At 66.7% G+C, this 21,877-nt stretch carries 25 protein-coding genes and 2 tRNA genes; 12 read left to right on the plus strand and 15 right to left on the minus strand.

The genetic code is table 11. The features are described 5' to 3' along the window. Positions 1-49 precede the first annotated feature (49 nt). The 4 genes from AASM09_RS20270 to AASM09_RS20285 all read left to right on the plus strand — a co-directional run bounded on the left by AASM09_RS20270 (position 50) and on the right by AASM09_RS20285 (position 3,190). Positions 50-1,939 carry an MFS transporter gene (locus AASM09_RS20270; RefSeq protein WP_049427334.1) on the plus strand — a complete coding sequence of 630 codons (1,890 nt, stop codon included), beginning with the start codon at positions 50-52 and terminating at the stop codon, positions 1,937-1,939. Positions 1,940-2,120: 181 nt separating this feature from the next. Further along, on the plus strand, positions 2,121-2,408 hold the full coding sequence (locus tag AASM09_RS20275; RefSeq protein WP_005419784.1) for a CD225/dispanin family protein: 288 nt from the start codon (positions 2,121-2,123) through the stop codon (positions 2,406-2,408). A gap of 34 nt (positions 2,409-2,442) precedes the next feature. Further along, positions 2,443-2,721, plus strand: a complete 279-nt coding sequence (locus tag AASM09_RS20280; protein ID WP_005411298.1) for a CD225/dispanin family protein — start codon at positions 2,443-2,445, stop codon at positions 2,719-2,721. Positions 2,722-2,764: 43 nt separating this feature from the next. Continuing rightward, complete coding sequence (locus AASM09_RS20285) at positions 2,765-3,190, plus strand: DUF2752 domain-containing protein (protein WP_049427336.1); 426 nt, start codon at positions 2,765-2,767, stop codon at positions 3,188-3,190. Between the two features lie 460 nt (positions 3,191-3,650). Here the strand turns inward: AASM09_RS20285 and ampE are convergent, their stop codons facing one another. The 5 genes from ampE to AASM09_RS20310 form a co-directional block, all read right to left on the minus strand. Continuing rightward, positions 3,651-4,538 (minus strand): regulatory signaling modulator protein AmpE, encoded by an 888-nt coding sequence (gene ampE, locus AASM09_RS20290; RefSeq protein WP_049426892.1) that lies wholly within the window; start codon positions 4,536-4,538, stop codon positions 3,651-3,653. 134 nt (positions 4,539-4,672) lie between these two features. Further along, the gene (gene nudC / locus AASM09_RS20295) at positions 4,673-5,578 is read right to left on the minus strand and encodes an NAD(+) diphosphatase (protein WP_049426890.1); all 906 of its coding nucleotides are present in this window, start codon (positions 5,576-5,578) and stop codon (positions 4,673-4,675) included. 119 nt (positions 5,579-5,697) lie between these two features. Continuing rightward, complete coding sequence (gene erpA, locus AASM09_RS20300) at positions 5,698-6,090, minus strand: iron-sulfur cluster insertion protein ErpA (protein WP_005411302.1); 393 nt, start codon at positions 6,088-6,090, stop codon at positions 5,698-5,700. A 31-nt stretch (positions 6,091-6,121) separates the two neighbouring features. Further along, positions 6,122-6,586: a bactofilin family protein gene (locus AASM09_RS20305; RefSeq protein WP_049426888.1), complete on the minus strand. Its 465-nt coding sequence runs from the start codon at positions 6,584-6,586 to the stop codon at positions 6,122-6,124. A gap of 4 nt (positions 6,587-6,590) precedes the next feature. After that, complete coding sequence (locus AASM09_RS20310; protein ID WP_005411304.1) at positions 6,591-7,334, minus strand: DUF6776 family protein; 744 nt, start codon at positions 7,332-7,334, stop codon at positions 6,591-6,593. Positions 7,335-7,513: 179 nt separating this feature from the next. Between AASM09_RS20310 and AASM09_RS20315 the strand changes: the two genes are divergently transcribed. Genes AASM09_RS20315 through AASM09_RS20325 form a run of 3 tightly spaced genes read left to right on the plus strand, consistent with a single transcriptional unit; the run spans position 7,514 to position 12,298 of the window. Beyond that, positions 7,514-8,131 carry a DUF4126 domain-containing protein gene (locus AASM09_RS20315; protein ID WP_049426886.1) on the plus strand — a complete coding sequence of 206 codons (618 nt, stop codon included), beginning with the start codon at positions 7,514-7,516 and terminating at the stop codon, positions 8,129-8,131. Positions 8,132-8,175: 44 nt separating this feature from the next. After that, on the plus strand, positions 8,176-10,062 hold the full coding sequence (locus AASM09_RS20320; protein WP_049426884.1) for an EAL domain-containing protein: 1,887 nt from the start codon (positions 8,176-8,178) through the stop codon (positions 10,060-10,062). Between the two features lies 1 nt (position 10,063). Next, complete coding sequence (locus tag AASM09_RS20325) at positions 10,064-12,298, plus strand: hybrid sensor histidine kinase/response regulator (protein WP_049426882.1); 2,235 nt, start codon at positions 10,064-10,066, stop codon at positions 12,296-12,298. A 1-nt stretch (position 12,299) separates the two neighbouring features. Here AASM09_RS20325 and bfr read toward each other — a convergent pair whose 3' ends face one another. From bfr to AASM09_RS20340, 3 genes are all read right to left on the minus strand, one after another. Beyond that, the gene (gene bfr, locus AASM09_RS20330) at positions 12,300-12,770 is read right to left on the minus strand and encodes a bacterioferritin (protein ID WP_005419804.1); all 471 of its coding nucleotides are present in this window, start codon (positions 12,768-12,770) and stop codon (positions 12,300-12,302) included. A gap of 142 nt (positions 12,771-12,912) precedes the next feature. Next, positions 12,913-13,122 (minus strand): (2Fe-2S)-binding protein, encoded by a 210-nt coding sequence (locus tag AASM09_RS20335; RefSeq protein ID WP_049426881.1) that lies wholly within the window; start codon positions 13,120-13,122, stop codon positions 12,913-12,915. 108 nt (positions 13,123-13,230) lie between these two features. Further along, positions 13,231-13,851 (minus strand): RNA pyrophosphohydrolase, encoded by a 621-nt coding sequence (locus AASM09_RS20340; protein WP_005411310.1) that lies wholly within the window; start codon positions 13,849-13,851, stop codon positions 13,231-13,233. 121 nt (positions 13,852-13,972) lie between these two features. On the opposite strand from AASM09_RS20340, the gene AASM09_RS20345 reads away from it, so the two are divergent. Continuing rightward, a tRNA-Met gene (locus AASM09_RS20345) sits at positions 13,973-14,049 on the plus strand. A gap of 55 nt (positions 14,050-14,104) precedes the next feature. Then, a tRNA-Gln gene (locus AASM09_RS20350) sits at positions 14,105-14,179 on the plus strand. Between the two features lie 255 nt (positions 14,180-14,434). On the opposite strand, the gene rpsI is transcribed toward AASM09_RS20350, so the two are convergent. Further along, a complete protein-coding gene (gene rpsI / locus AASM09_RS20355; RefSeq protein WP_005411311.1) occupies positions 14,435-14,827 on the minus strand; it encodes a 30S ribosomal protein S9 in 393 nt (130 codons plus the stop codon). Positions 14,828-14,829: 2 nt separating this feature from the next. Continuing rightward, on the minus strand, positions 14,830-15,258 hold the full coding sequence (gene rplM, locus AASM09_RS20360) for a 50S ribosomal protein L13 (protein ID WP_005414692.1): 429 nt from the start codon (positions 15,256-15,258) through the stop codon (positions 14,830-14,832). 198 nt (positions 15,259-15,456) lie between these two features. Between rplM and coq7 the strand changes: the two genes are divergently transcribed. Next, complete coding sequence (gene coq7 / locus AASM09_RS20365) at positions 15,457-16,101, plus strand: 2-polyprenyl-3-methyl-6-methoxy-1,4-benzoquinone monooxygenase (RefSeq protein ID WP_049426878.1); 645 nt, start codon at positions 15,457-15,459, stop codon at positions 16,099-16,101. 118 nt (positions 16,102-16,219) lie between these two features. Here coq7 and AASM09_RS20370 read toward each other — a convergent pair whose 3' ends face one another. Together AASM09_RS20370 and speD are read right to left on the minus strand one after the other, a co-directional pair. Beyond that, positions 16,220-16,540: a DMT family transporter gene (locus AASM09_RS20370; protein WP_049426876.1), complete on the minus strand. Its 321-nt coding sequence runs from the start codon at positions 16,538-16,540 to the stop codon at positions 16,220-16,222. 168 nt (positions 16,541-16,708) lie between these two features. Further along, positions 16,709-17,503, minus strand: coding sequence for an adenosylmethionine decarboxylase (gene speD / locus AASM09_RS20375; protein WP_005411315.1), 795 nt, complete (start codon positions 17,501-17,503; stop codon positions 16,709-16,711). A gap of 149 nt (positions 17,504-17,652) precedes the next feature. Here speD and crp point away from each other — a divergent pair, with 149 nt between their 5' ends. Continuing rightward, positions 17,653-18,342: a cAMP-activated global transcriptional regulator CRP gene (gene crp, locus AASM09_RS20380; RefSeq protein WP_012481435.1), complete on the plus strand. Its 690-nt coding sequence runs from the start codon at positions 17,653-17,655 to the stop codon at positions 18,340-18,342. A gap of 62 nt (positions 18,343-18,404) precedes the next feature. Next, on the plus strand, positions 18,405-19,166 hold the full coding sequence (locus AASM09_RS20385) for a sulfite exporter TauE/SafE family protein (protein ID WP_343368590.1): 762 nt from the start codon (positions 18,405-18,407) through the stop codon (positions 19,164-19,166). 97 nt (positions 19,167-19,263) lie between these two features. On the opposite strand, the gene AASM09_RS20390 is transcribed toward AASM09_RS20385, so the two are convergent. From AASM09_RS20390 to trpD, 3 genes are all read right to left on the minus strand, one after another. Further along, the gene (locus AASM09_RS20390; protein WP_049426872.1) at positions 19,264-19,980 is read right to left on the minus strand and encodes a haloacid dehalogenase-like hydrolase; all 717 of its coding nucleotides are present in this window, start codon (positions 19,978-19,980) and stop codon (positions 19,264-19,266) included. Then, positions 19,977-20,771 (minus strand): indole-3-glycerol phosphate synthase TrpC, encoded by a 795-nt coding sequence (trpC, locus tag AASM09_RS20395; RefSeq protein ID WP_049426871.1) that lies wholly within the window; start codon positions 20,769-20,771, stop codon positions 19,977-19,979. The genes AASM09_RS20390 and trpC overlap by 4 nt, the downstream gene beginning before the upstream one ends. Before the next feature lie 74 nt (positions 20,772-20,845). After that, a complete protein-coding gene (trpD, locus tag AASM09_RS20400) occupies positions 20,846-21,877 on the minus strand; it encodes an anthranilate phosphoribosyltransferase (protein ID WP_049426869.1) in 1,032 nt (343 codons plus the stop codon).

Below are 21,877 nucleotides of genomic sequence, written 5' to 3' on the forward strand. Positions count from 1 at the left end.
TCCCGACACACGGGCAGGAATGCTAGGCTGCGCCGGTCAAGGAGGTTCCATGTCCGGTCACAACCAGTTCGCCCTGCTGCGCCAGCGCCGTTTCCTGCCGTTCTTCATCGTCCAGGCGCTGGGTGCGTTCAACGACAACGTGTACCGGCAGGCGATCATCAGCATGTTGCTGTTCATGGCCGTGCCGGAGGAAGAACTGGGGTTGTACGCCACGCTGGCACCGGCCATCTTCATCCTGCCGTACTTCCTGTTCTCGGCACTGGCCGGGCAGATCGCCGACAAGCTGGAAAAATCGCGGCTGATCGTGATCACCACCACCATGGAGATCGTGATCATGTCGCTGGCTGCTACCGGCTTCCTCACCCAGAGCCTGCCGGTGCTGCTGGTCGCCCTGTTCTGCACCGGCATGCAATCGACCCTGTTCGGCCCGGTGAAGTATTCGGTGCTGCCGTCGGTGCTCAAGCCCGAGGAACTGACCGGTGGCAACGGCCTGGTCGAGATGGGCACCTCGATGTCGATCCTGTCCGGCATGATCGTCGGCGGCCTGGTGTTCACCGTAGCCGGCAGTCATGGCACGGTGGTGGCCGCGTGCGCGATCATCGCGCTGGCGATCTGCGGCAACATCGCCGCACGGCTGATTCCCAAGGTCGATGCCGGCGATCCCGACCTGAAGATCAACTGGAACCCGCTGCCGGAATCGCTGGCAGTGCTGCGCATGGCGCGCCAGCAGAAAGCCGTGCGCAACTCGATCCTCGGCGTGTCCTGGTTCTGGTTCGTCGGCACCGTGCTGACCTCGCAGCTGCCGGCCTATGCGGTGACCAACCTCGGCGGCGAGCCGACCCTGTACATCTTCGCGCTGGCCCTGTTCTCGATCGGCACCGGCGTCGGCTCGCTGCTGTGCGAGAAGCTGTCGGCACGCACGGTGGAAATCGGCCTGGTGCCGCTGGGTGCGTTCGGCATGACCGCCTTCCTGCTCGACCTGTACTTCGCCCGCAGCGGCGAGGCGACCGCGCATGGGCTTACCGTCAGCACGTTCCTGCAGCAGCCCGGCAGCATCCGCATCGTCATCGACCTGGTCGGCATCGGCCTGTTCACCGGCATCTTCGTGGTGCCGCTGTTCGCGCTGATCCAGAGCCGCACGCCGAAGGCGCAGATGTCGCGCGTGTTCGCCGCGCTGAACATCCAGAATTCCGGCTTCATCGTGGGCGCGGCCCTGCTGTCGCTGGCCGCGCACAAGCTGCTGCACTGGACCATCCCGCAGCAGTTCCTGGCGCTGGCCATCGCCAACGCGCTGGTGGCGATCTACATTTTCACCATCGTCCCCGAATTCCTGATGCGCTTCCTCAGCTGGCTGATGGTGCGCACCCTGTACCGGCTGCGCCCGCACGGCATCGAGGCCAACGTGCCCGACGAAGGCGCCGCGCTGCTGGTCTGCAACCATGTCAGCTACATGGACGCACTGATCCTGTCGGCGACGATCCCGCGCCCGGTGCGCTTCGTCATGTACTACAGGATCTTCAACATTCCGGTGATGCGCTGGATCTTCCGCACCGCCAAGGCGATCCCGATTGCCGGTGCACGCGAGGACCCGGCGCTGATGCAGCGCGCGTTCGATGAGATCGACGCCGCGCTGGCCGAAGGTGAGCTGGTCTGCATCTTCCCGGAAGGCGCACTGACCAAGGATGGCGCGATGGCCCCGTTCAAATCCGGCGTCGAGAAGATCCTCGAACGGCGTCCGGTGCCGGTGGTGCCGATGGCCCTGCGCGGCATGTGGTCGAGCATGTGGAGCCGGCGCGACAGCCGCCTGGGCCGCATGCGGGTGCCGCGCCGTTTCCGCGCCACCGTCGAAGTGGTGGCGGCACCGGCCGTGGATGGCCACACCGCCAACGCCCAAGCGCTGGAGGGCCAGGTGCGGGCCCTGCGCGGCGATCACGCCTGACGGAATCGGCCAGCCTGGCGGGTGGAGTGACCTCTCCACATACGCCAGCGTCCAGTGGCGAACACGGCATGCCGTGCGTGTAAACGCATACATGCAACGCCGGTTGCGGTAGATTACGCACCCACAGGGGGGAGGTTCGGCCGATTCACCAAGGCCGGCCACCAAGGAATGGAGTCTCGCTTTGAATCAACCACCACCGCTCAGCCGTCCGGTCTACATCCCCAACCATCTGGTCTGGGCGATCCTGACGACGCTGTTCTGCTGCCTGCCGTTGGGCGTGGTGTCGATCGTCTATGCCTCCCAGGTCGATGGCCGCCGCGCGGCCGGCGACCTGCCGGGGGCCTACAGCGCGTCGCGCAAGGCGGGCTGGTGGGCAGTGGCTTCGGCCGTGGCCCTGCCGGTCCTGTTGCTGTTGTGGTTCGGGCTGTTCGGCGGCTTGGCCGTACTGGGCGCTCTTTCCGACCAATGATTCACCACCACCACCCATCAAGGAGCTTGAACCCATGAATACCGCTACTCCGCAGGTCCCGAACAACCTGGTCTGGGCGATCCTGACCACCCTGTTCTGCTGCCTGCCGGCCGGCATCGTGTCGATCGTCTACGCCGCACAGGTCAACGGCAAGCTGGCCGCTGGCGACATCGCCGGCGCCCAGGACTCCGCCGCCAAGGCCAAGAAGTGGGCCATCTGGTCGGCCATCGCCTGGGCCGTGCTGGTCGTGCTGTACGTGCTGTTCTTCGTTGTGCTCGGCGGCATGGGCGCGATGAGCAACAGCGGCTACTGATACGCCTGGACGGATCCGGCGCCTGCGCCGGATCCGTTGTTGCATGTCCGCGCTTCCCATCCGTTCCCGACTCGCCCGCTGGGCGCCGCTGCTGGTTTCCGCCGGCCTGGCCGCAGGTGCCACGGTGGTGCTGCGCAACGTCAACCCGTATGTCGCCGGCAATCCGCTGCCGAGCTGCCCGCTGTACGCGCTGACCGGCCTGTACTGCCCGGGGTGTGGCAGCACGCGCTGCCTGTATTCCCTGGTCCACTTCGACCTGCCCGGCGCGATGGCGATGAACCCGTTGCTGGTCATCAGCCTGCCGTTCCTGTTGTTGATGCTGCTGAACATCGCCGGCATCCGCCCACGCGTGCTCGACCCGCTGATGCGGGTACTGGCCAATCCCACGTTCTGGCTCTGGGTGCTGCCCGGGTATGCGCTGCTGCGCAACCTGCCGTGGGCACCGTTTACCGCGCTGGCACCGATCTAGGATTCCAGCCAACGGCGCAGCCCCTCGTGGTGGGCGGCGTTTGTCGATCATGGGATTGGCCGGGCGGGATGGGTTTGCGGGGGACGCCGTGAATCCGTCCGTGGAGGCTTGGCCGCGGCATCCATGCCGCGGACACCCCCGCAAACCCATCCCGCCCGGCCACGGACAGTTTCCGTGTGCGCCCACCACGGAAAAGAAAAAGAAGTTCAAAAGCGGATCGCTTCGCTGCGCTCGCTCGGAGCCGAGCATGGCTCGGCTCTACAGAACGTCAGTGCACGGAAAACTGTCGAAGGCGGGGTGGGTCGGATGGCGGGGGTGTGAGCCGCATGGATGCGGCGACCAAGCCTCCATGGACGGATTCACGGCGTCCCCCGCCATCCGACCCACCCCGCCATCCCGCGGTAATCCGGCTGTTGCTCTTGCTTCTGCAGGTGCAGGGCTGCAAGCCCTGCCAAAACACCTACGTCACCCAGCCTGCAATCACCAGCAAGGCAAGGATCGCCAGCCACAGCAGCAGCATCCGCCACACCAGGCTCATCGCATCGCGCAGGTCCGGCAACCGCTGCCACACCGGCAACAGCCCTGCCTCGGTGTAATCGTGCGCGTCCTCGCGCAGTTCGGCATTGACGCTGGCCCGCGCCACCGCACCCAGGAAGCCGATGTTGCCTGCCAGGCGCTCACCGTGCGCCTGGCGCCAGGCCTTCCACGCCGTATCGAAATTGCCGACCAGCGCCATCGAGAACGCCATCAGCTGCGCCACCGGCCACTCGATCCAGCCCAGCAGGCGCTGCGCCAGCGCCAGCGGCTCCACCGGCACGCGTGCGCGCATCGGGCTCTCCGCCATCAGCGCCAGCAGCCGGTAACCCAACGCGCCGGCCGGGCCCAGCAGCAGGAACCAGAACAACACCGCGAACCAGCGCCGCAGTGCGTTGAGCACCGTCGCCTCGACCAGCGACGGAATGTCTTCGCGCAGGCTGCCGCCGGCCGACTGCAGGTTGCGCACTGCGGCCTGTCGCGTCGCTGCATCGTCGGCATCGATGATGGCCTCGATATCGCGGTCCAGGTCACGCGGGCCCCAGCACCAGGCCAGCACCGCCACGCCCAGCAACAGCGACGGCAGGCCGAACAGTACCCCGCGCAGCAGCCAGGCCAGCAGGCCCAGCAGCAGCAGCGGCGGCAGCAGTGCCAGGGCAACGCCCGCCGGCCCCTGCCAGGCCTTTCCACCATGCGCGTCCAGCCAGCCCAACCAGCGCCGGAAGCCGTCGAAACGGCGCAGCGAGGCAGCAGCAGCCGGAGCGACATGGCCCAGGGCCAGTGCGACCAGCACGGCGGCCAGAGTGGTGAACATGGCGGGTCTCCCTACGAAACAGATCGCTCGGCGTCGCTACCTTACCTGCCGCAGCGGCACCCTCAGCGGTGAACCGGACTGTAACCCGTGCCGTGTTCAGGTGGCGGCAATACAGGCGCCCCCACCGGCCTGGCTCAGCCCTTCTGCTGCCGGTACCAGTGCTCGATCAGCCCTCGCGAAATCGAGATCGGCGGTGACAGGCGGATACCCTCGCCATCGTCCTGGTCATCACGTGCCAGCGCGGCACCGACCTCCTCGGCACTGAACCAGCGCGCGTCCTCCAGTTCACCATCCACGATCGGCAGATCGGCGTGCGCCTGCGCGCGGAAGCCAACCATCAGCGCTCCCGGAAATGGCCAGGGTTGCGAACCGAGGTACTGGCAGGCGGTCACCCGCACCTTGCTCTCCTCGTGGACTTCGCGCACCACGGTCTGCTCGAAGGTTTCGCCCGGTTCGACAAAGCCGGCCAGCACCGAGTAGCGACGTGGCGCCCAGTTCGACTGGCGGCCGAGCAGCAGGCGGCCCTGGTTTTCAACCGCCACGATCACAGCGGGGTCGACACGCGGGTAGTGCTCGGTGGAACACTGCGCGCAACGCCCCACGAAGCCGCCGCGGGCAAACGCCACGGCACCACCGCATACACCGCAGAAACGGGTGCGCGAGTGCCAGTAGGACATGCCACGGGCGTAGCTGAAAGCGGTCGCATCAGCCACCGACCACAGCAGGGCGGCCTGGCGCAGGTCGAGGCGACGTGGTGCGGTGACGGTGACGCTGGCGGCTTCAACCGAGAACCACGCTTGTTCCCCGCGCAGGCCGAGGAAGATCGCGGAGCCGGGACCGCCGCCGATGTCGGCGCCGGTCAGTGCCAGCGGCTGGTCGTCATCGCCGGTGAAGGCGCTGCCGTCCTGATCGAGCACCAGAATGCGCGCACCCGGCCACAGGCGCGCCAGTGCATCGGCATCTTCGCGCAGGGCATCGGCGCGCTCCAGCGGTTTGCCCACGAAGGCGAAACCGGAAAGCGGCGAAGGAGTATTGGGCATCCGGCAAGCGTGCCGCCAATCGATGCAGGTGGCAAGCCGCAGGCTTTGCCGAAACCGTCTGCAGGTGTGGAGCTTGCTCCACACACCTTGTCGCGCGGGACGCAGGCCCCGCGCCCTGCCTACATGCTGAAGCTGCTGCCGCAGCCGCAGGTGGTCTTGGCGTTCGGGTTGCGGATCACGAACTGCGCACCGGTCAGGCTCTCGGTGTAGTCCACTTCGGCGCCCATCAGGTACTGCAGGCTCAGCGGGTCGACCAGCAGGGTCACCCCGCTGGTCTGCACCGCCAGGTCGTCCTCGGCACGGTTCTCGTCGAACTCGAACCCGTACTGGAAACCGGAACAGCCGCCGCCTTCGATATACACGCGCAATGCCAGGTCGGGGTTGCCCTCTTCCTGGATCAGGGATTTGACCTTGGCGGCCGCCGACTCGGTGAAGTTCAGCGGGCGCTCCAGCGACTGGTAATCGGGCGCGGCGGCCGGGGTGGCGCCGGGCAGGGAGACTAGCGTGCTCATGGCGTCAGCATGGGGGCGCCGACGATGGCTTTCAAGCCATCGCCTCGGCCAGCTTGCGGCGTGCGGCAGTGTCACCCTTGCCACCATTGGCGTCGTCGCCTTCCGGGGCCGGCAGGGCCGCCATCGGCGCGTTGGCATGGATCAGGCGGCCGTTCAGCTGGGCGCCCGCATTCATCTCCACCACCTGGTAATGAACGTTGCCGTTGACCCGCGCGCTCGGGGTCAGCTCGACCTTCTCGGTGGCATGCACGTCGCCGTCCAGGCGGCCACTGATGACCACCACCTGGGCGCGGATCTCGCCCTCGATCACGCCATGCTCGGCGACCGTCAGGGTCGCGCCGCTGGCGCCTTCGGCGGCGATCACCTTGCCGTGGATGCGGCCTTCCACGTACAGGCCACCACTGAATTCCACATCGCCGCGGATCACCACCTGGTTGCCGATCAGGGCATCCACCACCAGCTGGCCTTCACGGTTGGATTTGCTGCTTCCGAACATCTGCCTACTCCCCTTTGCTGGCCGGCGCACCGGCCTGTTTCCAGTCGAATACCTGGGTGGTACCCCCCGTACCACTCCCCAATGTCACCCGCACGCGTTGCGGGGTGAAGTCAGCCGGCAGCATCACGCTGCCGGTGAGCTGCTGGAAGTACCGGAACGAGTAATCCTGTCCCGGCACCTTGCTGCGCTGGTGCAGATCATCCCAGCTGATCGTGGCCAGCTTGCCGTTCTTCACGCCTTCCACGGTGAAACGCATCTGCCCCTGGCTGATGGCACCACGGTTGAGGTTCTGGGTCAGCACGGCGGTGTACTGCCAGGTGCCGGCCGCTTCCGGGCTGAACTCGATCGAATGGGTGTTCAGGCCCTTGCGCTGGCTGGTCGAACCGACCAGGCGCTCATAGAAGGCGACGTCGGCACGCAGGCCGGCGATTTCCTCATCGCGCTCGGCCAGCGAGGACTGCACCTCGGTATTGGCGGCGCGGCTGATTCGGTCGGAGGCTTCCAGCGTGGCCTGCTTCTGGCGCAGTTCGGTCAGCTGTGCCTGCAGCGTCTCGGCACGCTTCTCGGCGGCCTGCAGGCGCTGGCCCTGCGCGTCGCGCGGGGTGGCCATCCAGCAGCCGCCGAGCACCGCCAGCACCAGGCTGAGCAGCCAGATGCCGCCGATCACCAGCAGGCGGCGGCGGTCGGCCGGCGGTTGCGGCGCGCCGGGCAGGCGGACCTGCACGCGCATGGGAGGACGGTTGGTCATGGGTGGATTCCGGGGCATCGCGAGGGCGACGCCGGTACGGCCCCTGTGGCAAACGACGGGCTAGTGTATGACAGGACGGGTGGGTTTCCTGCGCAGCACCCGACCGTGGTCTGTGGCGTTCAGGCACGCCATCGCCGATAGTGTGGCCCCCTGCACAGTTCCGTCACCGGAGCACCGCCATGACCGAAGCCCACCTGTTCGTGATCGGCATCCTGCTGGCCTGGCTGGCCGGCATCCGCGTCTACCTCACCGTGTTCGGCGTCGGCCTGGCCGGCCTGCTCGGCTGGGTCGACCTGCCCCCCGCCCTGCAGGCCACCGAATCGTGGTGGGTGCTGGGCACCTCGGCGGCACTGGCGGTGACCGAATTCTTCGCCGACAAGATCCCCGGCGTGGACTCGGCCTGGGACCTGGTGCAGACCCTGGCACGCGTGCCTGCGGGTGCTTTCCTCGCCGCGGCCACGCTGTCGCCGGACGGCCAGCTCGGCACCGGTGCACTCGCCGCCGGTGCCGGTGTTGCGCTGGCCAGCCATGGCTTGAAAGCCGGCACCCGTGCCCTGCTCAACACGTCGCCGGAACCGGCCAGCAACTGGGTCGCCTCCGCCGCCGAGGACACCGTGGTGGTCGGTGGCCTGGCCCTGGCCCTGGCACACCCGTGGATCGCGCTGATCGTGGTGCTGGCCTGCAGCCTGGCCGGCGCACTGCTGGTGTGGCTGGTCTGGCGCGCCCTGTGGAAGGGCGTGCGCTGGCTGGCACGCACTGCGTCGCCCGACAGTGCACGCCAGCCCGGCACCGGTTGATCGCCGGGCTTGTCGCATAATGGACGCGAACACCAGGAGCACCGATGGCCGCAAACGAATCCCCCGCGGGCGCCCGCCCGGGACGCGCTGAAACCCCTCCGGCCGACCATTGGCAACGCTGGGCGCCAGGCCCGGCGGCCGCGGTCACGGCAGCACCGGCGTCAGCCGCACCGCTGGCGGCCGTCGATACACCCCCTGGGATTGGCAGCGCACCGCCACCGCTGCCCGGCCCATCCCTGCTGGCAGAGGCCGGCAGCAATGACCCCGCACCGCTGCATTCCGATTCGCCCTACCGCGTGCTGATCGTCGAGGATGATCGTGCCCAGGCGCTGTTCGCACAGAGCGTGCTGCACGGCGCCGGCATGCAGGCGATCGTGCACAGCGATGCCGATGACGCGCTGCAGGCGATCAAGGAACATCGCCCCGACCTGATCCTGATGGACCTGCACCTGCCCGGCCTGGACGGAATGCGCCTGACCGCGCTGATCCGCCAGCAGCCCGGCCTGCAGCTGCTGCCCATCGTGTTCCTCAGCGGCGACCCGGACCCGGAACGCCAGTTCGAGGTGCTCGACAGTGGCGCCGACGACTACCTGAGCAAGCCGATCCGCCCGCGCCACCTGATCGCCGCCGTGGCCAACCGCATCCGCCGCGCGCGGGCGCAGGCCGCAACCCTGCCCGGCGTATCCGGCACCCCGGCCACCAGCAATCCGGAAACCGGGCTGCCGACGCGGCATCACGTGCTGCAGCAGCTCAACGCCGCGCTCGCCCACCGCGACCAGGGCGGCGTGCTGTTCGTCGAGATATCCAGCGCACTGGGCCTGCGCGAGCGCTATGGCTATGCCGCCTTCGAGCGCCTGATGGTGCAGGCCGGGCAACGCCTGGCAGAAGCCGGGCACCCGCACCTGCTGGCGCGCCTGAACGACAACAGCTTCCTGCTGCTTGCGCGCAATGTCAGCGAGGACAGCCTGGAAGGCATTGCCGCTGCGCTGCGCGAGCAGTTGTCGGCGCGGGCCTTCGTGATCCGCGATGACGAATCCGTGCACCTGCGCGGCGTGGTCGGCTATGCACCGCTGTCGCCGGGCTTCGACGATGCCAACAGCGCGCTGGAAGCGGTCGAGCGCACCACCCTGCAGGCACGCCTGCTCAGCGCCGGCGTGGCCGGCCACGTGCACCGCGACGTGATCAGCGAGCAGGAACACCTGGCACTGCTGGAAGGCCAGCTTGAACTGGCCTACCAGCCGATCGTCGCCGTCGCCGGCGGCAATACCGCGCAATACCAGCTGCTGCTGCGCCTTCGCCAGGCCGACGGTACGCTGCTGGCGGCAGGCCAGGTGATTCCGGCCGCCGAAGCCGCCGGGCGCATCGCCGATCTCGACCAGCAGGTGATGGACCATGCACTGGGGCTGCTCGACCTGTACCGGCACGCGACGCAACCGCTGAACCTGTTCGTCTCACAGTCACTGCGCACCCTGCAGCGCGATGCCTTCGCCGACTGGCTGCTGGAATCACTGCAGCAGCGCGGCCTGCCCGGCAGTGCGCTGGTGATCGACGTGCGCCTGCCGGATGCGCTGATCCACACCGTGCCGCTGCAGCAGTTCTGCGAACGCATGGCAGGGGCCGGCGTGCGTTTCTGCCTGAGCCAGTTCGAGCCCGGGGGCGAAGCCGATGCGCTGCTGACCCAGCTGCCGTTGTCGTTCGTGCGCATGGCCGCGCGCTTCTCCAGCAGCCATTCCAATCCGGCCACGCGCGAAGAGCTGCGCCGGGCAATCGAGCGGGCACACGCCGCCGGGCAGCAGATCATCGGCCAGCAGATCGAAGATCCACAGGCTGCCGCCGCGATGTGGGTGGGCGGTGTCGACTACATCCAGGGCAACATGGTGCAGTCTGCCGGCAGCGATCTGAACTTCGACTTCCACAACGCGGTGCTCTGACGTGCCGATGTGGGTCGCGCTGCTGGTTGCCCTTGCCGCGGCCTCCATCACGGCGCTGCTGTTGGGCCTGCGCCTGCGCGCGCGCAACCATGCACTGGCCCTCCTGCAGCGTGAGCGCAGCGCGTTGGCCAGCGAACGTGACCAGCTGCGCCGCACCACCGAACGCCAGGGGCAGCTGGAACAGCAGCTGCTGCAGGCCAAGCAGGCCGCAGAGGCGGCCGTGCTGGCCAAGGGTGAGTTCCTGGCCACGATGAGCCACGAGATCCGTACGCCGCTCAACGGCATCCTGCCGATGCTGGAGCTGATCGCACGCGGCCCGCTGGGCGAGGACCAGCGGCAGATGCTGGCCACCGCCTCGGCCAGCTCGCAGCAGCTGCTGCGCATCGTCGACGACATCCTCGACTACTCGCGGCTGGAAGCGCAGGCACTGGAACTGGAGATCACCAGTTTCAACCTGCGTGACCTGCTGGATGGCGTGGTGCAGCTCATGCAGCGCGCCGCCGACGCCAAGGGCCTGTCGCTGGGGCTGCAGCTGGACCCGTCGGTGCGCCTGCCGGTGCGTGGCGACCCGGTACGACTGCGCCAGGTGTTGAGCAACCTGCTGGCCAACGCGATCAAGTTCACCGCACGCGGCCAGGTGCAGCTGCGCGTGCAGCGCCTGGGCGAAGGTGCGGCACAGCACCAGCTGCGCTTTGAGGTCATCGACACCGGCATCGGCATCGACGAGGCACTGCAGGCGCGCCTCTTCCAGTCCTTCAGCCAGGCCGATGCCTCAACGACCCGCATCTACGGTGGCACCGGCCTGGGCCTGGCGATCTGCAAGCGCATCATCGACCTGATGCACGGGCGCATCGGCGTGCAGTCCACGCCCGGCCAGGGCGCCACGTTCTGGTTCGAGATCCCGTTGCTGAAGGTGCCCGGCGACCTGCCGGCCATGGCGCGCACGCCAGACTCGCTGCTGCTGTTCAGCAGCGATGCGATCCTGCAGGCACGCATCGAGCGCATCGCGGCCCATCATGGACTGCCGGTGCACGCCATGGCGCAGTTCGATGCCGTGGTCGAGCGCCTGCGCGCGATACCGAGGCCGGGGCAACCGGCACCAGCCTGGCTGCTGGTCGATGCACGCGCCCGCCGCATCGGTGAAGCGACGCTGCAACAGGCGTTGGCCGAGCGTGGCGAGGACGACGCCCTGCAGGTGCTGTGGCTGCAGGACGATGCCCTTCCAGCGCGCCCGCGCCAGCGGCAGCTACCCGCGCATTTCGACGACGCTGCGCTGCACGCACTGCTGGCGGCACCGGTCGCGCATGCACGCCCTGCCGCGCTGCTGGCCAATGCCGAACCGGGGCAGCCCACGCCCATGCTGCCGCCGTTGCACCTGCGCGTGCTGCTGGTGGAGGACAACACGGTCAACCGCATGGTGGCCGAGCAGCTGCTAGGCGTGTTCCAGTGCGTGGTGCGCAACGCCGCCGATGGCGAGCAGGCATTGGTCGCCCTTCGCGAAGGGGGCGTGGATGTCGTGCTGATGGACTGCCAGATGCCGGTTCTGGACGGCTATGCCGCCACCCGCCGCTGGCGCGCCGAGGAAGTGGAGAACGGGCGCCCACGCCTGCCGATCATCGCGATGACCGCCAATGCCATGGCTGGTGACCGCGAGCGCTGCCTGCAGGCCGGCATGGACGACTACCTGTCCAAGCCGATCGCACGTGCCACCCTGCATGCGCTGCTGCAGCGCTGGGGGGGCGGGAAAGCTGCATCACCGGGACAGCCTTCGGTAGAGCCGAGCCATGCTCGGCTGATGGCCAATAGCAGTCGCGCTCCATCAGCCGAGCATGGCTCGGCTCTACAAGACGATGACAGCCGAGTCGGCTCCAAGCCACAGCCGGTGCTGGACCGCGACGTGCTGGACGAGCTGCACGCGGTGATCGGCGATACCGCCATCCAGATCATCTCGGTATTCCTGGAGGATACGCCGACGATGGTGCAGCAGCTGCAGCAGGCCGCGCAGGCCGGCGACGAGCCCCGCCTGCAGGCCGTCGCGCACAGCCTCAAGTCATCCAGCGCGAACGTGGGCGCACTGTCGCTGTCGGCAGTCGCGCAGCGCATCGAGCACGAAGCCCGCAGCGGCAGCCTGCAGCGCCCCGCAGTGGCGGTGGCGCTGCTGGTTGCGGAATTCGCCCGTGCGCGCGTGGCACTGACGGGCTACCTGGCACAGCATCGCGCCGGCCAGGCCGGCTGACTCACTCTTCCAGCTTGCTCAGCAGGTACTTCGGTTCGCCGATGCGCTCGATCAGGTCCAGCTGGGTTTCCAGCCAGTCGATGTGCTCTTCTTCCGAATCGAGGATCTTCACGAACAGCTGGCGGCTGACGTAGTCGCCGACCGAATCGGAATAGGCCACGGCCTCGCGCAGGGTGACCACGCCATCGCGTTCCAGCGACAGGTCGCACTGCAGGATCTCGGTCGGGTTCTCGCCGATGCGCAGCTTGCCCAGTGCCTGGAAGTTCGGCAGGCCTTCGAGGAACAGGATGCGGTCGGCGAGCATGTCGGCATGCTTCATCTCGTCGATCGATTCCTTGTACTCGTGTTCGGCCAGTTCCTTGATGCCCCAGTTCTTCAGCATCTTGGCGTGCAGGAAATACTGGTTGATCGCGGTCAGCTCGTTGTAGAGGACCTTGTTGAGGAATTCGATGACCTTGGTGTCGCCCTTCATGGGGATGCTCCTGCACGCTGAAAACGCAGGCACTTTAGCGCCTTGCATGCAGTCGTGAAGGAACGCGAATCGTGCGCATTGGCCTATGCGGCCGCAGGTGAAGGATGCGAAAGCGCGGCGTCAATGCGCCGCGAAGAAGCGATCAGGCGACCTGGGCCAGGCCCAATACCGGCAGCGGCAGATCGTGGGTGGCACGCGCCTTGGCCAGCAGGTCGCCGGCCATGTCCAGGCAGGAACCACAGGTAGCGCCGCAACCGGTACGCATGGTCAGTTCGGCCACCGAGGTGACGCCATTGCTGGCGGCTTCGCGGATCTGGTGGTCGGTGACTCCGTTGCAGATGCAGACGTACACAGGCGTGGACCGGGCTGACAGGCCAGAAGCGGCCTGTTGGCTATTCCAATGGAAACGAGAATGGTTGTCAATCAGAGAGCTGAACCATTCTCGATACCGTTCAGCCCGTCAGCTGGCCGGGCCGTCGCCCGTGGCCTTCTTCGGCCAGTAGCCGCGGGTCCGCGGGCGCTTGCGTGGGCGGTCATGCCCGGCAGTATGGCCCGGCATCCAGGCCTCGGCGGCGCTCTTGGGCATGGCGGTAACCCCCTGCCCGGCCACCCCGCGCGCCAGCGGCGCCAGATGTCGCAACGCACGCGCATAGACGCCACGCTTGAACATCACCACATGCTCCACCGGATACCAGAAGTCCACCCAGCGCCAGTGGTCGAACTCGGGCGAGTCGGTGTGGTCCAGCTTCACGTGGGATTCGTCGCCGGTCAGGCGCAGCAGGAACCAGACCTGCTTCTGGCCGATGCAGACCTGCCGCTCGTTGCGGCGGATGGCCCGCGCCGGCAGCTTGTAGCGCAGCCAGCCGGGTGTCGCCCCAAGCACTTCCACATGCTCAGGCAGCAGGCCGGTCTCTTCCTGCAGTTCACGATACATGGCCTCGACAGGCGTCTCGTCGGTGTTCATGCCACCCTGCGGGAACTGCCAACCATCCCGGCGCACACGTCGTGCCCAGAACACCTGGCCGTCCTGCCGCATCAGCACGATGCCGACGTTCGGTCGATAGCCGTCCGGATCGATCACGATGCGGACTCCTAAGAAAATCTACTGGTCGGGACTATCCCATGCCCTCTGTCGGCCCACAAGCACGACACAAAAGTGTTGACAGGGTCGATACACATCCGCAGAATAGCGGGCTCACCAAGGCTATGTAGCTCAGCCGGTTAGAGCACAGCACTCATAATGCTGGGGTCGGTGGTTCGAGTCCACCCATAGCCACCACACTGAAAATCAAGTTGTTTTTCAGCGTGAAAAGTGAGAAAATAGTTGCACGTTTTGCCCCGTCGCCAAGCGGTAAGGCACCTGACTCTGACTCAGGCATTCGGTGGTTCGAATCCATCCGGGGCAGCCAAATTAAAAGCAAAAGGCCAGATCGAAAGATCTGGCCTTTTGCTTTTAATTTGGTCGCGCATCCCACCGACCAGGAGCAGCCGAGCATCGGCTCGGCTCTACAGAGACACAGGGTCGGATCCTTTTCCGCAGGAAAAGGCCCTGACCCCACCCCCTCCAATGCACACTCCCCCGAAACGACAAAAGCCCGGCTTCGGCCGGGCTTTTGCTTTTCCATCCAGCGGGCTCCCGAAGGAGCCCAGCCAGGCGCGGTAAATCAGCGCTTGGAGAACTGGGTGGCGCGACGGGCCTTGTGCAGACCGACCTTCTTACGCTCGACTTCACGGGCGTCACGGGTCATGAAGCCAGCCTTGCGCAGCTCGGACTTCAGGGTTTCGTCGTACTCGACCAGCGCACGGGCGATGCCCAGACGGATCGCACCGGCCTGGCCGGTGGTGCCGCCGCCAGCGGCGGTGACCAGGATGTCGAAGCTTTCGGTGTTCTTGGTCAGCTCGAGCGGCTGGCGCACGATCATGCGCGCAGTCTCACGACCGAAGAACTCGTCCAGCGGACGGCCATTGACGGTGATGTTGCCCGAACCCTTGCGCAGGAACACGCGAGCGGTGGAGGACTTGCGGCGGCCAGTGCCGTAGTTTTGAGTGATAGCCATGATTAGATATCCAGAACCTGCGGCTGCTGTGCGGCGTGCGGATGCTCAGTGCCAGCGTAGACCTTGAGCTTGCGGTACATCTGGCGACCCAGCGGGCCCTTCGGCAGCATGCCCTTCACGGCGATCTCGATCACGCGCTCCGGGTGACGCTCCAGCGCCTGGGCCAGGGACTCGGTCTTCAGGTTGCCGATGTAGCCGGTGAAACGGTGATACATCTTGTCCTGCAGCTTCTTGCCGGTGACGGCAATCTTTTCTGCATTGATGACGACCAGGTAGTCGCCGGTATCAACGTGGGGGGTGTAGACCGGCTTGTGCTTGCCGCGCAGACGGCGGGCCAGCTCGGTGGCGAGACGGCCCAGGGTCTTGCCCTCGGCGTCGACGAGGTACCAGTCGCGCTGGACGGTCTCGTTCTTGGCAGTGAAAGTGCTCATGAAGAACTCTAGGTTAGGTCGGGCTCATTGCGGCGAAAGGCTCGCCGGAACTCTGCCACGCGTTGTGAAAAGGTGAAGCGTAAGAGGCGGGATTGTACTCATCTTGCCGGGGGCGCGCAACCCGCCCCCTGGGCCGGGTTGGCAGGGGCGCGGGGCCGGGCGAGAATCGAGGGGTCTTCCGCCCCACCCCGTACTGCCATGACCGTGCTCCGCCAGACCACCCCGCTGGACCACCTGCTGACCGAGGCGCAGCGCGCCCTGGACACAGTGTTCGGCAATCCGCCGGCGGCCCGCCCCTACCCGGCCGCGGACACCGACGAGCCCGGCATGGACAGCGCCGAGCGGCGCCACGCCGCGGGCCTGATGCGGATCAACCACGTCGGCGAGGTCTGCGCGCAGGGCCTGTATTTCGGCCAGGCCGCCGTGGCCCGCGACCCGGCCACGCGCGAACACCTGCTGGAAGCGGCGCAGGAAGAAACCGACCACCTGGCCTGGTGCGCCACCCGACTGCGTGAGCTGGACAGCCGTCCGAGCCTGTTCAACCCGCTGTGGTACGCCGGCAGCTACACCATCGGCACCCTGGCCGGGCTGCGCGGCGACGGCTGGAACCTGGGCTTCGTGGTCGAGACCGAGCGCCAGGTGGAGGCCCATCTGGACGAGCATCTGGTCGACCTGCCGGCCGGCGACCTGCGCAGCCGCGCGGTCATCGCGGTGATGAAGGACGACGAGGCCCGCCATGCGGTCCACGCCGAGCAGGCCGGCGCACGCCGCCTGCCGTTCCCGATTCCGGGGGTGATGGCGGTGGCCTCCAAGGTCATGAAGACCATCGCCTACCGGCTGTAGGGAACCCGCCGGGGTCGGATCCCTTTCCCATCGGGAAAGGGCTCTGCCCCCTTACGGTCCGTGATCCATGATGGGGTCAGAGCCCTTTTCCCGCGGAAAAGGGATCCGACCCCGTCAATCAATTGGGCGAGACCAGCTTCAGGCCGATCACACCGGCCACGATCAGGCCCACGCAGGCCAGGCGGGCCGGTGAGGCGCTGTCGTTGAACAGGTAGATACCCAGCACCGCCACGCCCAGGGCGCCGATGCCGGTCCAGATCGCATAGGCCGTACCGACCGGGATGCTCTTCATCGCCTGGCTCATCAGGTACAGGCTGATCAATGCGGACACCACCGTGGCAACGGTAGGCAGGGGTTTGCTGAAGCCTTCGGAGTACTTCATTCCAAGTGCGAAACCGATCTCGAACAGACCGGCCAGCAACAGATGGATCCAGGGCATGGGTGGGGGCTCCTTACCTTTTTTGAGAAAAACGAAACGGCCCGGTGTTTTCACACCGGGCCGTGGGTCGGTACATCACCGTGGAACTGTAACGCGTGCGGGGCACTGGTTCCACGGGGCGGGTCGTCCCGCCTGGGTGGCGATGCCTGCGGGCATCGCGCATGGGGCTTACTCGGACAGGTTGCGGCCGTGGAACAGCTCTTCGATCTCGCGCTTGAGCAGCGCTTCGATCTTCATGCGTTCCTTGAACGACAGGTTCTTGGCCTTCTCCTCGAACAGGTACTGGTCCAGGTCGAAGTCCTTCAGGTGCATCTTCGTGTGGAAGATGTTTTCCTGGTAGACGTTGACGTCGAACATCTCGTAACGCGACTTGATGTTCTTGGCCAGGAAGTTCTGGATCGAGTTGATCTTGTGGTCGATGAAGTGCTTCTTGCCCTTCACATCGCGGGTGAAGCCACGGACGCGGTAGTCCATGATCACGATGTCCGACTCAAGGCTCTCGATCAGGTAGTTCAGGGCCTTCAGCGGGGAAATGACGCCACAGGTGGCCACGTCGATATCCGCGCGGAACGTCGCGATACCTTCCTGCGGATGGGTTTCCGGGTAGGTGTGGACAGTGATGTGGCTCTTGTCCATGTGCGCGACCACGGCGTCGGAGATCAGCTCCTTGCCGGCCAGCTTCTTGTCGATCACCGGCTCTTCGGAGATCAGGATGGTCACCGAGGCACCCTGCGGGTCGTAGTCCTGGCGGGCCACGTTCAGGATGTTGGCGCCGATGATCTCGGCGACATCGGTCAAGATTTGAGTCAGCCTGTCGGCGTTGTACTCTTCATCGATGTATTCAATGTAACGCTGACGCTCCTCTTCGGTGCGCGCGTAACACACGTCATAGATGTTGAAGCTCAGCGCCTTGGTGAGGTTGTTGAAACCCTGCAGCCTCAGGCGAGGCAACGGCTTGACCACGGCGGTCGATTCCTGTGTAAGAAGGGAAAGGGGGAATTATGGGGCAAACTGCCCCCGGGGGGAACGTGAAGACGCAAGAGTTCTGGCACACTGTTTGCCCTTAACAATTGCGCTGGTTAAGCTCCGCTATCGACCCCGTGAATCCGTTCATGCGCAGAGGGAGCGCCCCTATCGTGTCAACCGTGCGCCTAGCTAGCAGTCCACTGGCCTTGGATATCGCCACCATCGATCGTTTCCTGGCGCACAGCCACCGGCGGCGATATCCCACCCGTACCGACGTCTTCCGACCCGGTGACCCGGCGGGAACCCTGTATTACGTTGTCAGCGGCTCGGTTTCGATCATGGCCGAGGAAGATGATGATCGCGAGCTTGTGCTGGGCTACTTCGGTGCCGGCGAGTTCGTTGGCGAAATGGGCCTGTTCGTCGAATCGGACCGCCGCGAGGTGATCCTGCGGACCCGTACCGCCTGCGAACTGGCCGAAATCAGCTACGAGCGCCTGCACCAGCTGTTCCTCGGCCCGCTGTCCGCCGACGCCCCGCGCCTGCTGTACGCGCTGGGCCAGCAGATCTCCAAGCGCCTGCTCGATACCAGCCGCAAAGCCAGCCGCCTGGCATTCCTTGACGTTACCGATCGAATCGTGCGCACGCTGCACGATCTGGCGCAGGAACCGGAAGCGATGAGCCATCCGCAGGGCAGCCAGCTGCGCGTGTCGCGCCAGGAACTGGCCCGCCTGGTCGGCTGCTCGCGCGAAATGGCCGGCCGCGTGCTGAAGAAGCTGCAGACCGACGGCCTGCTGCATGCACGCGGCAAGACCGTGGTGCTGTACGGCACCCGTTGACCGTTGAGCACCCGGTGGGTGCGGACCTTGGTCCGCACTCCTTCGCGCGCTAGGCTCGGTGCATGGAACTGAGCAGCGAATTCTGGTGGTTCATCCTCATCGGCCTCGGCGCACAGCTGGTCGACGGTGCGCTGGGCATGGCCTTCGGCCTGGTGTCCTCGTCGGTGATGCTGAGCATGGGCCTGCCACCGGCGCAGGTCAGCGCCAGCATCCACACCGCCGAAGTATTCACCACCGGCGCCTCGGGCGTGTCGCACCTTGCCGCCGGAAATGTCGATAAGCGCCTATTCCTGCGCCTGGCCCTGCCCGGTGCGGTGGGCGGCGCGGTGGGCGCCTACGTACTCACCCAGATCCCCGGCGACATCATCCGCCCGTTGATCTACCTGTACCTGCTGGTGCTGGCGATCATCATCCTGGCCCGCGCCGCCGGCCGCTGGATGCCCAAGGGCGAAATCCGCCGGGTACCGGTGCTGGGCTTCTTCGCCGGCCTGCTGGACGCCAGTGGCGGCGGCGGCTGGGGCCCGGTGGCCACGTCCACCCTGCTTGCCCGCGGCGGCCAGGCGCGTACCACCCTCGGCACGGTCAACGCGGCCGAGTTCATCGTCACCCTGACCATCTCGGCCACCTTCCTGCTGTCGATGGGCGTGCAGCACCTGCAGATCGTCGCCGGCCTGCTGATCGGCGGCATGATGGCTGCGCCAGTGGCGGCCATCCTGGTCAAGCGGGTGAAGGAGCGCTGGGTGCTGGTGGCCGTTGGCATGCTGGTGCTGGGCATCAGCCTGTTCCAGATCGGCCATGCGGTGTACGGGCACCTGTATCGCTGAGTCATCCCCTGTAGAGCCGAGCCATGCTCGGCTGATGGCGCACGGATACCGCAACGAAGAGCAGCCGAGCATGGCTCGGCTCTACAGCAGGCTCGGATCAGGCCTTGTCGCCGCCGCGGTCCACGCAGCCCCAGTTGAGGATGCGGGTACCGGCCGGCAGCACGCTGCGGAAGAAATCCACCTTGGAGCGCTTCGGGTTCACCACCACCGGCGCTTTCGCGGCCAGCAGCAGCGGCAGGTCGGCGGTGCTGTCGGAGTAGGCGATATCGATGTTGCCGTAACCGCGCTCGCGCAGCATGCGCATCTTTTCTTCGTTGTGGCAGTGGCGGGTCGGGCCGACGCCCCCCAGCCGCGGGCCGACCTCGGTGCCGATCACCGGCACGTCCTGGTGGGCCACGAAGGCCAGGATCGCGCGGGCCAGTTCCGGCGGCGCACCGGTGGCGACCACCACGCGGTCCCCCTTGGCGCGATGCGCCGCAAAGATGTCCAGCGCCTGCGGCAGCAGCTTGGCGCGCATCTGCGCCTCGTTGCGCAGCACGTACGCGTCGATCACCTTGTTGAAATCACGCGCCCGGTGCAGGCCGAAACTGCCGATCCACACGTAAACCGAAATACCCGCTCGACGGGTCGGCAGCATCGCCACCAGCGGCCCGGCGATCGGCGTGACCAGCAGTGCGGCCAGCATGCGCAGCGGGTTGCGCTTGATCAGCGAGGCGAACAGGTGGGTGCCCGAATCGCCGTCGTAGAGGGTGTGGTCGAAGTCGAAGACCACCAGCGGCGCATCCTCGCGCGGCGTTGGATAGTGCGTTGTCATGCCGCGAAGAATAGCTGACGCAGGCCCTCGCCCGGCTCTTCCACGCGCATGAAGGCCTCGCCGACCAGGAACGCGTGGATGCCGGCGTCGCGCATCAGGGCCACGTCCTGCGGGCCGAGGATGCCGCTTTCGGTGACCAGCAGGCGATCACGCGGCACCGCCTTCTGCATGTCCAGGGTGGTCTGCAGCGACACCTCGAAGGTGCGCAGATTGCGGTTGTTGATGCCGATCATCGGAGCCGGCACCTGCAGCGCGCGCTCCAGCTCATCGATGTCATGCACTTCCACCAGCACGTCCATGCCCAGCGAAAGCGCCAGTTCGGACAGGGTGGCCAGCTGGGTGTCGTCCAGCGCGGCGACGATCAGCAGGATGCAGTCGGCGCCAAGCACGCGCGCTTCGTACACCTGGTAGGCGTCGATCACGAAGTCCTTGCGCAGCACCGGCAGCGTGCAGGCCTCGCGGGCCTGCTGCAGGTAGGCGTCGGCGCCCTGGAAGAAATCGACGTCGGTCAGCACCGACAGGCAGCTGGCACCGCCGAATTCGTAGCTGACGGCAATGTCGGCCGGGCGGAAATCCGGGCGGATCACGCCCTTGGACGGGCTGGCCTTCTTCACCTCGGCGATCACCGCCGGGTCGCCGTTGGCCACCGCCGCCTGCAGCGCGCGCACGAAGCCACGGACCGGCGGGGCGCTGGCCAAGGCGGCCTGCAGCTCCTCGAGCGGGCGCTGGGCGCGGCGCTGGGCTACTTCTTCGGCCTTGCGGGCCAGGATCGTCTGCAGGATGTCGCTCATCGTCGTCGCTTCGGTACTGGGGCGGTGAGGACGGCCATTATCGGCCATCGGGTGGGTCAGGCTGAACCGCGCGCTCAGGCAACCAGCGCGCGGGTGGTGTCAACGTACTGCTGCAGGCGCTGGCGGGCGCTGCCGTTGGCGATGGCGGCACGGGCGCGGGCCAGGCCGTCGCCGATGTCGCTGGCCACGCCGGCCACGTACAGCGCCGCGCCCGCGTTGAGGGCAACGATATCCAGCGCCGGGCCGGGTTCGTTGTCCAGCACCGCGCGCAGCAGGGCAATGGACTGCTCCGGGCCATCCACGCGCAGGTTGCGGCTGGCCGACATGGCAATGCCGAAGTCTTCCGGATGGATCTCGTACTCGCGCACCTTGCCGTCGCGCAGTTCGCCCACCAGGGTGCCGGCGCCCAGCGAGATCTCGTCCATGTTGTCGCGGCCCCAGACCACCATGGCGCGCTCGGTGCCCAGTTCGCGCAGCACGCGCGCCTGGATGCCTACCAGATCGGGATGGAACACGCCCATCAGCACCGCCGGCGCGCTGGCCGGGTTGGTCAATGGGCCGAGGATGTTGAAGATGGTGCGCACACCCATTTCGCGGCGGACCGGGGCCACCACCTTCATCGACGGGTGATGGATCGGCGCGAACATGAAGCCGATGCCGGTCCGGTCGATGGCCTGCGCCACCTGCTCCGGCTGCAGCTCGATCACCGCGCCCAGCGCTTCGAGCGCATCGGCGCTGCCTGACTTGGACGACACGCTGCGGTTGCCGTGCTTGGCCACGCGCGCGCCTGCGGCGGCGGCGACGAACATCGCGCAGGTGGAAATGTTGAAGGTGTGCGAGCCATCGCCACCGGTACCGACGATATCGACCAGGTTCGTGGTGTCGGCCACCGGCACTGGCCGGGCGAATTCACGCATCACGGTCGCCGCCGCGGCGATTTCGTCCACGGTCTCCTTCTTCACGCGCAGGCCGGTGAGGATCGCCGCGGTCATCATCGGCGAGACATCGCCGCGCATGATCTGCCGCATCAGGTCGACCATTTCGTCGAAGAAGATTTCGCGGTGCTCGATGGTGCGGTGCAGGGCTTCCTGGGGGGAGAAGCTCAT

The organism is Stenotrophomonas maltophilia, from assembly GCF_039555535.1.
GTDB lineage: Bacteria > Pseudomonadota > Gammaproteobacteria > Xanthomonadales > Xanthomonadaceae > Stenotrophomonas > Stenotrophomonas maltophilia_Q.